This is a genomic window from Iodobacter sp. BJB302 (assembly GCF_002735645.1).
Classification (GTDB): Bacteria; Pseudomonadota; Gammaproteobacteria; order Burkholderiales; family Chitinibacteraceae; genus Iodobacter.
The window spans coordinates 1-12,663 of the sequence record NZ_PDZG01000015.1 but is presented as its reverse complement, the minus strand read 5'-3'; the positions used below and the strand labels follow the sequence as shown (position 1 = coordinate 12,663).

The 12,663-nt window shown below is 49.7% G+C and carries 9 protein-coding genes; 7 read left to right on the top strand and 2 right to left on the bottom strand.

The features are described from left to right. Window positions 1-44: 44 nt before the first annotated feature. Together CSQ88_RS06965 and CSQ88_RS06960 are read right to left on the bottom strand one after the other, a co-directional pair. Window positions 45-719: a MarC family NAAT transporter gene (locus CSQ88_RS06965; RefSeq protein WP_099397381.1), complete on the bottom strand. Its 675-nt coding sequence runs from the start codon at window positions 717-719 to the stop codon at window positions 45-47. 76 nt (window positions 720-795) lie between these two features. Further along, entirely contained in the window at window positions 796-2,046 is a 1,251-nt protein-coding gene (locus CSQ88_RS06960) for a 6-phosphofructokinase (protein ID WP_099397380.1), read from the bottom strand. A gap of 205 nt (window positions 2,047-2,251) precedes the next feature. On the opposite strand from CSQ88_RS06960, the gene CSQ88_RS06955 reads away from it, so the two are divergent. From CSQ88_RS06955 to CSQ88_RS06925, 7 genes are all read left to right on the top strand, one after another. Then, on the top strand, window positions 2,252-3,346 hold the full coding sequence (locus tag CSQ88_RS06955; protein ID WP_099397379.1) for an HD-GYP domain-containing protein: 1,095 nt from the start codon (window positions 2,252-2,254) through the stop codon (window positions 3,344-3,346). A gap of 16 nt (window positions 3,347-3,362) precedes the next feature. Next, a complete protein-coding gene (locus CSQ88_RS06950; RefSeq protein ID WP_099397378.1) occupies window positions 3,363-5,507 on the top strand; it encodes a PAS domain S-box protein in 2,145 nt (714 codons plus the stop codon). Beyond that, the gene (locus tag CSQ88_RS06945; protein WP_099397377.1) at window positions 5,504-9,418 is read left to right on the top strand and encodes a PAS domain S-box protein; all 3,915 of its coding nucleotides are present in this window, start codon (window positions 5,504-5,506) and stop codon (window positions 9,416-9,418) included. The genes CSQ88_RS06950 and CSQ88_RS06945 overlap by 4 nt, the downstream gene beginning before the upstream one ends. A gap of 347 nt (window positions 9,419-9,765) precedes the next feature. After that, complete coding sequence (locus tag CSQ88_RS06940; protein ID WP_099397376.1) at window positions 9,766-10,167, top strand: hypothetical protein; 402 nt, start codon at window positions 9,766-9,768, stop codon at window positions 10,165-10,167. Window positions 10,168-10,735: 568 nt separating this feature from the next. Next, entirely contained in the window at window positions 10,736-11,203 is a 468-nt protein-coding gene (locus CSQ88_RS06935; protein WP_180273567.1) for a GNAT family N-acetyltransferase, read from the top strand. 72 nt (window positions 11,204-11,275) lie between these two features. Next, on the top strand, window positions 11,276-11,926 hold the full coding sequence (locus CSQ88_RS06930; protein WP_099397375.1) for a hypothetical protein: 651 nt from the start codon (window positions 11,276-11,278) through the stop codon (window positions 11,924-11,926). 75 nt (window positions 11,927-12,001) lie between these two features. Continuing rightward, a complete protein-coding gene (locus CSQ88_RS06925) occupies window positions 12,002-12,460 on the top strand; it encodes an MOSC domain-containing protein (protein WP_099397374.1) in 459 nt (152 codons plus the stop codon). Window positions 12,461-12,663: the final 203 nt, after the last annotated feature.

The window sequence follows — 12,663 nt, the reverse complement described above, 5'->3', positions numbered from 1 at the left end:
TGAGAATTGAGTAAGCCAAGCATCAAAGATAAAGCATAAAACACTTAACGCGGCATAAAACTTGCATCGTGCAGTAATTCACCCACGCCATTAATAAAAAACTGCACCCCGATACAAATCAGCATAAATCCCATAATTCTTGAAATAGCACTGATACCATCATCCCCCAGCACGGCAAACAAACGGCTGGAGGCGCGTAAGGTGAGCCAGCAGATAAACGCTGTGGCAGCAATGCCAAGTACCAGTAATGAATAACCAGCCCAAACAGGGATATGCCTTTGCGAGTGCAGGGTAGAAGACATTGAAATCACCACCGCAATCGAGCCTGGCCCCGCCATCGAAGGCATGGCAAGCGGGGTAAATGCAATTTCACGTCTGGCGCCCTGCTCTGGCTCATTATCAATTTGGGGCTGTGAATCAGGAAACAGCATCCTGAAACCCAGATAAATCACTACCATTCCGCCCGCAATACGTAAGCCAGGGATAGAGATATTAAAGAAATCCATAATCAGCCCACCCGCCATCAGGAAGGTGATTAAGATGCCTGCCATATAGTAGCAAGCCAGCTTAACCTGCTGCTTTCGCTCTGCATCAGATAAATGCACAGAAATCCCCGGCAAAATGGCAGCAGTCGCAAGGGGATTAATAATGGGCAAAAGTGCCGTAACCGTAGTCAGGATGTAAGACAGGTACTCAAGTACCAGGCGAAATAGAGTCATCTTGTCCACGCAAAAAAGGGAAGCTTACACGTAAACCGCGGTCTTCCCTTTTATTTAGATCAAGAATAGAGAAAGTTTACCCGGCTGTATTAAATGCTTCCAGCCTGGCTTCGATGGTGGAAAAATTCCACACCGGATAGGCTGGCAGACCATTTACATAGGGAGGGATCGCCTCGCCCATAATCAAAGGTGCAAAATAGCTGCGTGCGGCTGGCGTAATATGAAAGCCATCGGCGCGGATATATTCAGCGGGCAGGTGTTTCTCGTGATTCGCTACTTCTTCCAGCTTCACCGAGCCAATAGTCCATGCATAAGGCGCATCGCTGGTGCGAACGATAGTTGGCATCACGCCACGCTCACCGGCCAATGCAAACTTCACTGCGGCAGTACCCACGGCCATGGCCTGATCCACATCGGTTCTGGACGCCATATGGCGCGCTGCACGTTGCAGATAATCAGACACGGCCCAATGGCATTTATGGCCTTGAGCCGTTTTGATCAGCTGCGCCAGGTAAGGCGCTACGCCGCCCAGCTGCGCATGACCAAAGGCATCGGTGCCCCCCGCTTCGGCCACAAATTTACCTTCTGCATTTTTAATCCCTTCAGCCGCCACAATCACGCAATAGCCTTCGCGGGCAATGGTGGCTTCAACTGCAGCAAGGAAAGTAGCTGCATTAAATGTGACTTCCGGCAGCAAAATCAGGTGCGGAGGCAAGTTGCCTTCGCCAGAAGCAAGACCGCTACTTGCAGCAATCCAGCCTGTATGGCGACCCATGACTTCCATAATAAATACTTTGGTGCTGGAGCCGCACATCGACGCCACATCCATGCCCGCTTCGCGGATTGATGTGCCCACGTATTTGGCTACCGAGCCAAAGCCTGGCGAGCAATCCGAATGCGGCAAGTCGTTATCAATGGTTTTAGGCACATGGATCGCGGTGAGATCGTAGCCAAGGTATTCGGCGTGCGCGGCGATTTTCATGCAGGTATCTGCAGAATCACCGCCGCCGTTATAAAACAGATAGCCGATATCATGCGCGGCAAAAACTTCAAACAAACGGGTCAGCTCGCGGCCAAAGCGCAGCTTGTGGCGGCAAGAGCCAAAAGCGCCGCCAGGGGATGCGGCCAGCGCGGCCAAATCGGCTTCGCTCATGCAAGCGGTATCAATCAGCTCTTCCGCCAGCACACCTAATACCCCATTTTTGGCGGCAAACACACGGCCAATCTGATCCGGATGAGCGCGGGCGGCCGCAATCACCGCAGCAGCGGATGCATTAATCACAGGGGTTACACCACCCGATTGGGCGTAAAGCGCGTTTCTGGCCATGAGCGTTTCCAAAAAGATAAATTCTAGGCACGTATTTTGCGCGTTGCAGCATGTTTAGTCATCGGGGCTTTTTGCATTAGGGTTATTCAGCATCATTTAAAGTGTATTTTTCACCCCGGGTACAGCGTCCGTATTAACAATCTCAGCATCTTTTCCGGCCTGATAAATCTATACTACGAATTAGCGCCTTTTTGGTGATTTTCGTATGTTTAATGAAAGCAACTGCACAGTATTGCTTGTTGACGATCTGGCTGAAAACTTACTGGTAATCAGCAACTTACTCTCTCCCCACTATCGTGTACTTGCGGCGTCATCAGGGGAAAGATGCCTGCGCATTCTGGCCAGCCAGGCCTTACCTGATTTAATTTTGCTCGACATCATGATGCCCGGCCTTGATGGCTATGCCGTGCTTAAAAAAATTCAGGAAACGCCAGAAACACGGGATATTCCGGTTGTTTTACTCACCGCCTTAGCCGATGCAGGCAGTGAAGAGCTGGGATTGCAACTCGGTGCGGTTGATTACATCATCAAGCCCGTAAAGCCTGCGGTATTACTTGCCAGAGTACGCACCCAGCTTGAGGCCCATCAGGCACGCAGCTGGCTGAAAAACCAGAACACAGCACTAGAAGCCGAGATTTCCCGGCGCATGGCAGAAAATGATATGACCCAGCAGGTCAGCATCCGGGCACTCGCCCATCTGGCCGAGATTCGCGATCCGGAAACCGGCAACCATATTTTGCGCACCCAGAGCTATGTGCAGCTGCTGGCCCTTAAGCTGCAGGATCACCCTCGCTTTACTGATACTTTAAATCCGCGGTATATCAATTTACTCAGCCGCTCTGCCCCTCTGCACGATATTGGTAAAGTCGGCATTCCTGATCATATTTTGCTCAAGCCCAACAGCCTTGACGCACATGAGTGGGAAATTATGAAAACCCATTCCAAGCTGGGCAGCCAGGCCATTGAGATGGCCGAAAAGGATATCGAGCACCCGGTTGAGTTTCTTACACTGGCCAAAGAAATTGCCCGCTGGCACCACGAAAAATGGAATGGCAGCGGCTACCCCGATGGCTTATCAGGTGATGCAATTCCTGTATCTGCAAGGCTGATGGCGCTGGCCGATGTGTTTGATGCCCTAATTTGCCGTCGGGTATACAAACAAGCCCTGCCCTATGAAGAAGCCAGATTAATGATTAAATCAGGCAGTGGTCAGCATTTTGACCCGGATATTGTGCAAGCCTTTCTTGATCATTTTCCGGATTTCACCGCCATTGCCGAACGCTATCTGGATTGCGACTAAGCAAACGGGGGGTGCGATGTACAGAGAGTTAAAACTACCTCTTACCCGTATTTTACAAACCGTGCTGAGCTACTTAGCCATGGCCGTGCTGGGCATGGTTTTAAGCAGCAAAATGATAGAAATACTGCTTGCCGGATCATCAGAGCCTGAGCCCCTTTCGCTGCTGAAAGACAGCTTGATGATTCTGGCCTGCATCCTGCTGCTGGGGCTGGTATGGCAACAACTGCTGCACCAGGATATCCCCAGGAATAATCTCTCCGGCTACGGCAAAAAACTGGAAAGACTGTTTTCTGTACTGGCCGCATTTATTCTGATTTTTAGCGCCGCCAGTATTATTTACCGGGTCAATACCGCAGAAGAGATTCATGAAGCCAGAATGCAGGCCATTGTGGATTTAAAAATACGGCAGATATCCGACTGGCTAAAAGAGCGGGAAGGCGATGCCGCGCTGCTGCAAACCAGCGACATTTATGCGGCGCTTTATCAACACTGGCACACTGATCCTGGCAAGAAAACGCTATTGCTTCAGCGGCTGGAGCAATTTAACAAAATAAAAGGCTTCAGCGCCAGCAGTCTGCTCGATCCGGAGGGCAATCTGCTCTGGAGCTCATCCCAACTCCCGCCCCACCCGGCGCTGCAAATCACACTGCAACAGGCCATCAGAACACAAAAAATACAGAGGTTTGGCCCCTATCTGAATACCCATGTGCAGCCCAGCTTAGATTTTATCGCCCCGCTCAACACAAAAGACAGCCCGGCCCCTTTTATTGTTTTGCACAGCAACCCCGCAAACTGGCTGTTTCCTGCTTTAGAAACCCAGCCTGTTCCCAGCCAGACCAGCGATACCGTTTTATTCAGGCAAGAAGGCGATCAGATCCTGTTTTTAAATCAACCCCGCTTTAGCAAAGATCCACCGCTCACAAGCAAAATAGCCATTTCTAAACCCCTGCTTGCATCACGTTTTTTAAGCAATAAATCACCATTTAATGCCATGCTTCGTGGCCGTGATTATCGGAATGAAAAAGTGATCGGCATCGGCCGTGCAGTGCCTGACACCGATTGGTATTTGATTTGCAAAATGGATCAGTCGGAGCTTTATGATGAAATCATCAAGGATGCTATCTGGATCAGCCTTGCCGGGCTGCTGGCGCTTTTTATGGCCAGAGCAAGCTATGTGATGCTGCGCCAGCAGGAGCAGTTGGTTTTGGCTGCCAATACCCGTCAGTTACAAAGTGAGCGCTCACAAGCCGTTAAGCTTTTTTCCAATATTGCAGACAACTCGGAAGACGCCATTTTCGCCAAAGATATGCAAGGCCGCTATATCCTGATCAACCGGGCGGCCAGCCGTTTTGTTGCACAAAGTGTCAGTGATTTACTGGGAAAATCTGACCATGATATTTTTCCGCCAGAGCAGGCAGAAATGCTGGTCAAAACGGGCCGCATTGCCATTGAGAATAATATTGTACTGACTCAGGAAGAAACACTGGATCTGCCGGATGGGCAGCACGTTTTTTTAGCCACCAAAGGGCCGCTTTATGATGAAAAAGGCAGGGTCATCGGCTTGTTTGGCGTATCCCGCGATATTACCGAAAGAAAACAGGCCGAAATTGTGTTACGCGAAAGCGAAGAGCGCTTTCGCGCCATCGTTGAGCAGTCTTTAGCCGGCATTTACATTATTCAGCGGCATCGTCTTAACTATGTAAACCCGGGCTTTGCCAGAATATTTGCATGGGATGATGCCGATACGCTGATCAATATGGGCGATATCGGGCATTTAATCAGCGCAGAAGACCAGGAGTGGGTGCACCAGCAGATCCGGCTCGCCGAAAGCGGTGAAATAAGTGACGTTCACTTTTATTTTACCGGTGTAAGGCAGGATCACGAGCTGATCGATATTGAGTTTTATGGCCGTAAAGTGGATGACAAGGGCCACCCTGCGCTGATCGGGCTGATTCTGGATATCACTGAACGCAGATCCGTTGAGCAGACACTGACTCAGCAGGCAGAAGAATTACGCCAGCGCAATGCCGAACTCGAGCGCTTTAACGCCGCGATGGTCGACCGCGAGCTGGAGATGATAGAGCTGAAGCGCCAGATCAAAGCCTTAAGTCAGCCTGCCAGCGCAGTATCGAATGATGATTCACCTGGCACAACCGTATGAACGCCCTTTCCGGCACAACTGCTCGCCATGGGGTCTGGCAACGCTTACAGGCAAAGCAGTGCGTCATTTACATACTGGCCTTTCTACTCCCCCTGTTTATGCTTTTTATCCGCGATGCGCTTTCAGTGTTTTTGGGCGATCGCCCCCTGCTGATCTTATATATTTTACCCATTGTTCTCTGTGCCTTTGGCGGTGGTTTTTTCCCTGGGCTGATCTGCACACTCGTGAGCACAGCAAGTGCGGCCTATTTTTTGCCGCCGGAAGCCAGTTTTGCGATTGCCGCCCCGCAAGATCTTTTGCAATGCGCCATTTTGCTCATCAATGGGCTTTTACTGAGCTTACTCAGCGAATATCTGCACCGCTCACGCAAAAATGCATCCGATCGCTGGCAAGCAATGCTTGCCATTCAGAATCAGCTGCTGCAGAGCGAGCTGCGCTTTCAGGCTACATTTGAGCAAGCCGCAATGGGCATTGCACTGGTTGCCCCCAACGGAAAATGGCTGCGCGTAAACCAAAGGCTTTGCCAAATCACAGCTTATCAGCAGGAAGAACTGCTGTTACTCAGTTTTCAAGATATTACCCACCCGGAAGACTTAAAAGACGACGAGCATTTTGTAGCGCAGATGCTGGCAGGCCAGTTGCAAACTTACTCAATGCAAAAAAGATATATACGTAAAGAGGGCTGTTTAATCTGGGTCAACCTCACCGTATCTTTGGTGCGGACGCCCTCTGGTGAGCCCAATTATTTTATTTCTGTGGTTGAAGATATTCAGGCCAGAAAACAAGCAGAGGCCGCGTTAAAAGAAAGCGCTTCTGCATTAAAAGAAGCACAGCAGCTGGCCTGCATTGGCAGCTGGAGCTGGCAAATTGCCAAAGATGTGCACGAATGGTCGGATGAAACTTACTCGATTTATGGCAGAGACCCGGCACTGGGGCCGGCACTTTATCCCGAAGTGCAATCCTATTATTCAGCAGAGAGCTGGCAGCAATTATCCGGCGCGGTCAATCGCTGCTTAAAGGAAGGCCTGGCCTACGAATGTGATGCCGGGGTAATCCGTGATGATGGAGGGCATCGCTGGATTACCGCCAGGGGAAAAGCCCGCCGCGATGCATCGGGGACCATCACGGCTTTGTATGGCACGGTACAAGATATTACCGGGCGTAAAAGCGCCGAAATAGCCCTGATCAACAGCCAGAATGAAGCTCTGAAAAAACAAAGCCGCGGCCGCCTTGCCGCGCTCAACCTGATGGAAGACGCCATTTCTGCCCGCTCCAGCGCAGAAGCCAGCAATGCCGCCCTGAGAGAAAGCGAGCAGCGCCTGCTGATGGCCCAGGAAGGCGCTCATGTGGGCATCTGGAACTGGGACATCGCCAACAATCAAATTTACTGGTCCCCCGAATGCGCCAGGCTCTATGACACGCCTGACGACCAGAAAATCAGCCGCCGCCACTGGCGCTCATGCATTTGCCCGGAAGACTGGCCCAGAATAGAAGCGTTGCTCAAAAATAAATATGCAGACAAAGAAGCCTTTGAGGTGGAGTACCGTATTTATAAACGATCCGGGGAAATTCGCTGGCTGGTCAGTAAAGGACAGGCGCATTATCAGGATAACGGCCAGTTGCACCGTATCTCTGGCATTGCCTTAGACATTACTGAGCGTAAAAAAACCGAAGAACAGCTGCGTAAATTATTTTTGGCAGTAGAGCAAAGCCCAGAAAACGTCATCATTACCGACGCGCATTTATGCATCGATTATGTAAACGCCTCGTTTGTGCGAAACACCGGCTACAGCAAAGAAGAAGTAATCGGGCAGCCATCGCGTTTTATGCAATCGGGCCTGACCCCGGCAAGCACCTACACCAGCTTAAAACAAGCGTTGAAGTCCGGTACTGCCTGGCATGGGGAATTTATTAACCAGCGGAAAAATGGTGAAATCTATACGGTGTTTGCGTCGATTTCCCCCATCCGCCAGGAAGACGGAACAATCACCCACTATCTGGGCACACAAGAAGATATCACCGAGAAAAAACGCTTAGGGCAGGAGCTGGACCGCCACCGCTTTCACCTGGAAGAGCTGGTTTCCGAGCGAACGGCACAGCTGGCCGACTCCCGTGAAAAAGCAGAATCGGCCAATCTGGCCAAAAGTGCGTTTCTTGCCAATATGAGCCACGAGATTCGAACGCCCATGAATGCCATTATGGGGCTGACCCATTTACTGCTGCGGGATGGCGCTACCCCGCATCAGGCGCTGCGCCTCAATAAAATTAATCACGCCGCCCAGCACCTGCTGTCCGTCATTAACGACATCCTCGACTTATCTAAGATAGAGGCCGGAAAATTACAACTGGAGCAAAGCGATTTCTCGCTGACCGCCTTGTTTGATCATGTCTGCACACTGATTAACGATACAGCTTCAGCCAAAGGGCTGGCGATTGAAACCCAAATGGGTAAAGTGCCCTCCTGGCTGCATGGCGATGCCACCCGGCTGCGCCAGGCCCTGCTGAATTACGCCAGTAATGCAGTGAAGTTTACCGAGCAGGGCAAAATCACCCTGAGTGCTGCCGTAGAAGAAGAGCTTGCAGATGGGCGGCTTTTGCTGCGTTTTCAGGTACAAGACAACGGCATAGGCATTGAGCCTGATAAAATCCCCAAACTATTCCAAAACTTTGAGCAGGCCGATGTATCAACCACCCGTAAATACGGCGGCACCGGTCTGGGCCTTGCCATTACCCGGCGCCTGGCTGAAATCATGGGCGGCAGTGCAGGAGCCATGGCCGCACCTGGCCAGGGAAGCATTTTTTGGTTTACGGCACTGATCAGCAAGGGCAGCGGCCCCCGCACACAGCCCAACCCGCAAAGCCTGGCACAGACAGAAGCCGTGCTGCGCCAGTGTGCAGGCGCCCGCCTCTTAGTCGTAGAAGACAATAGTATTAACCTGGAAGTCATTCTGGATTTGCTGGATGGCAGCGGCCTGATACTGGATACCGCAGTCAATGGCCAGGAAGCGCTGGAAAAAGCCCGGGCCAATCACTACCAGCTGATTCTGATGGATATTCAAATGCCGGTGATGGACGGGCTGGAAGCCACAAGAAAGATCCGCCAGCTGCCTAGCTGGCAAAACCAGCCCATCCTTGCCTTAACCGCCAGCGCCTTTGATGAGAACAAACAAGCCTGTGAAGAAGCAGGCGTAAATGGCTTTATCACCAAGCCAGTCAGCCCCGAATCCTTATTTAAAGCCCTGCTGCAATGGCTGCCTAAAAATCCCCCCCAGGATCAGGCGCAAAGCTTTGAGCCACGGGCGAGGCAAACCAGCATCGTCAACGAACGCGAGCTTGCCCGGCTGGCCGCGCTGCCCAGGCTGAATATCAGCCGTGCACTGGAAATGCTCAGAGGAAACAGTAGCAAATATCTGGATTTACTCCGCCGCTTTGTCAGCAGCCATGCAGGCGATATGGCCCGGCTGGACGAGCACTTACACGCCGGGCAGCAGCGCGAAAGCCTGCTGATCGCCCACACACTGAAAGGGGCTGCGGCAGTTTTAAGCGTCGACAATATTGCAGAACTCGCCGCCCGGCTGGAAGCGGCCCTCAATCAGCAGCAACCCGAAGCAGAGCGAAACCCGCTGATGAATGAAATAGACCATGAGCTTGGGCTGCTCAATAGTCTGCTTTTCCCCACCGCTGCCGAGGCAGACTACCCCCTGTCTAAAATCTTAGCCGGGCTGGAATTACTCCTCAACCAGAACGACACCGCCTCACTCACGCTGTTTGATCAGCACGCAGAGCAACTCTTCAAAAAACTAGGCCCCGCCACGGAAGAGCTGGCAAGCCAGATAGGGCAATTTAACTTTGAAACGGCCTCGGGTACCTTACAACAACTGATCAGTAAGGCGCATCTTAAAGACGATTAAAACCACGCATAAAACTGCATATCCATACCAATTTCAACAAACGAATTACTTACTCTGCCAGTCAAATATTTTCAGCATCAGAGATATTTAAATTAAAATAAAAATCAACCTGATTATGTCTCTTGCTCCGGAACCCTTGATGTAGCTGCTTGCCCAGCATAGCTATTTCGGATGGTCAAATAGGTGGGATGCCCTTATTTCATGACACTTTACTCAAGCCGAGTAATGGTCGCGAGGGTTATCGACTGAGCAAGAGACATAATCAGGAAAATCAATCACCACACAATTTAAATACATTTATTACATTTATTACATTTATTACATTTATTTAAAAAATTAAAAAACCAATGCAAACAAATAAAATAAAACTCTTCATTTTAATTTTCACTCTTTACGGATGTGAGAAAAAATTCGATCATGAAGCCGAAGAACCAGAGCCTGAATTTATTTCATTTTACTCAATAAAAAGTGGAAGGATAATCATAACAAAAGCAGCAAGAGATTTTGAAATAAAGCAGATATTTATTAACAAGAAGGGTGAGCAAACAGAATGGCTGGCCACATGCAAATCAATATGCCCAATGGACAAAAACTTAGTCATTGAAAATCATATGTCTGGCTACAAAATTAATGGCGCGATGATGCGTGAAATAAATAACGATGAAGAATTCAATATCCGTTTAGCTATCGATACAGGGGCAAAACATGTTGTTGGCTCTACTGCACAAAAAAATAATTCTTCAGAATAATCAGGCAGAAGTCTTATTTTTATACGCCTGATTTACATCATACCAAACCAGCAGGCTATGCACTCACATTACTGCCACAAGTGTGTAAATCCGTGATGCACAAATCTCGATGCCCTCTTCTGCGCTTGCACAGTACAAACATCGCACCTATGGAAACATACAGTCAATTTGGTGTAATATTAAAAGAAAAATTACGTCAGCCCATGTCCGATAAAGCAAATCGCAAACCTGAGCATATTTAATGAGCAATCTGCAGAAACTCACCATGAACGCAAGCTGGGACTATCGATTCAGGAACGCATATCAGATATTAATTGGCAGATAATTACTGCCCGATGTGGCCCGCTGGAAATTGAAAAAACTTAAGCTCGTACTGCATCTCTGCACTCAGAGAGCATTGAAAAGTGAGATGGAGATACTCGGATGATATACATCTTGCCATTTTGAGTTTCCAAAAACGCTATGAGCTTACCAGGCCTTAAACGCTCAAACTGAATAAACGAGTGGTTCGCCCTATGAAGCCAGCAGCCGCGCTCTTTCAACCAGAACATCAGGAAACAGTATTAGCATGTCGTTACTGATTCAAGAAATCCCTGCAACAAATGCGCCAATCGGGCTGCTGCTGCTTGCTGATCCCTCTGAAGAAAAAATCAGATCCTATCTTCCAGAATCAAAGTGCTTCGTTGCTTCAAGTAATGAGGCCGTAGTTGCAGCATGTGTTGTCCTGCAAATTAAGGCGGGCATCTATGAAATCATGAGTATTGCGGTACAAACAGCTCATCAGCAAGCAGGCTATGGCACTGCGTTGCTAACCTGGATTATTGACTTTTATCGTCAATCTGACGCAAGTGAAATTCGAGTAGGCACCGGCACATTTGGCTATCAGCTTGCCTTCTACCAAAAGCATGGTTTTAGGGTTACCAGCATTGACCATGATTTCTTCATCAAAAACTACCCTGAACCTCTATTCGAGGATGGCATACCGCTTTTTGACATGCTGCGGCTCACACTTAGCTATTCAGGCCGTACTAATTAACGCTTAACACTGTTCTTCAGCAGAGCAGCACCTTCATTTTTACACCACAACTCAAAATACTACTGGAGAGATATGCTGTTCACCCGATTCCCCCAACTCGCCGCTCTTATACTGGCCACACTACTTGCAGGCTGCGCGGGTGGTCCAACGGTGCGCATGAGCGAAGCTGACAAGGCAAATATTAAAGCGGTCACCATGCAAGCGCCGCCAGCAATACCGGCCGATATGTTCTTTCATGGCCGGGCTCAGTCATTTTTGAGCGTAGGAGGGCTTTTAGGAGCCGCGATGGCTGAAAGCGTGCCCAAGGAGCCAAAGGAGCAACTTCTTGAAACCATGAAGGCCAATGGAATTGATCTCTCATTGATCATTAAAAACGAATTCTTCGCCGCATCTGCATCACGCGGTCTGCTGACGCAAGCTGACCCGGGCAGCATGGCGCAAGGTGACCTGTCGCTCACCGTTAATGTCTACGGCTTTGGCCAGACTCAGGGCTTTAGCTCCTTATTGTTTCCACTGCTGAACGTGACCGCCACAATCAAGAAACCCAATGGCGAGATTGCATGGCAAAAAACAGAGTTCGCAGCCCCTCTCAATTCAGAGAACAAGTATGGCTATGAGTTTGAGCAGTACATCAGGGAGCCGGAATTACTGAGAAAAACACTAAGCAATATTTCCGGTATTGTCAGCAGAATGCTAGTTGATGCGCTTGCCGCAGACAGATAACAACGCCAGCCACTTTGCTTAACCTGGCCCGCTGTGCGTCGCTTACCTAAAATGTTTTGCACTAGGAGCAAGGCAATGATTGTTGAACGAATTTTCATCAGCCCGGAGCGAGGTGCGGCTCAGGCAGAGAGCGAACAGATTACGGTTCAAAGCCAAAAGGGCATTCAGGGGGACCGTAACTTTGGCAAAAAAACGCACCCCGGCCAAAATATCACCCTGGTTGAGGCTGAAGAAATTGAACGTTTTTGTGCAGAGCACTCCCGCCCTTCGGATCTTTCGGTCACACGCCGCAACCTGATCACCCGGGGCGTAAGGTTAAACGAGCTGGTGAATGTGGAATTCTCCATCGGCAATGTAAGGCTGCGCGGTATTGAGCTGTGCGAGCCATGCAGCCTGATGGGCAACAGCCTGAGCAGTGAAACCCTTACCTCTGCTGCGGTAATAAAGCACTGGCTTCACCGCGGCGGCCTGCTGGCCGACGTGCTCAGCAACGGAGAGATCACGCGCGGAGATGGAATTAAAATTGACACATAAGCATTTATTCAACGGGGTGCCTGGCTGCGCCCGCAAATCCAAGACTCAGGCATCACAATGATATCCACACCTGCATCCAATGCTGTTCACTTTATAGTCAAATGATGGATAATTGATAGATAATTTCTTTTTTTCATTAATCATGAAGTATGGCGAGCAGAGCTGCACATTTGGAAGATTCGATTCGAATATCTGACTACTTA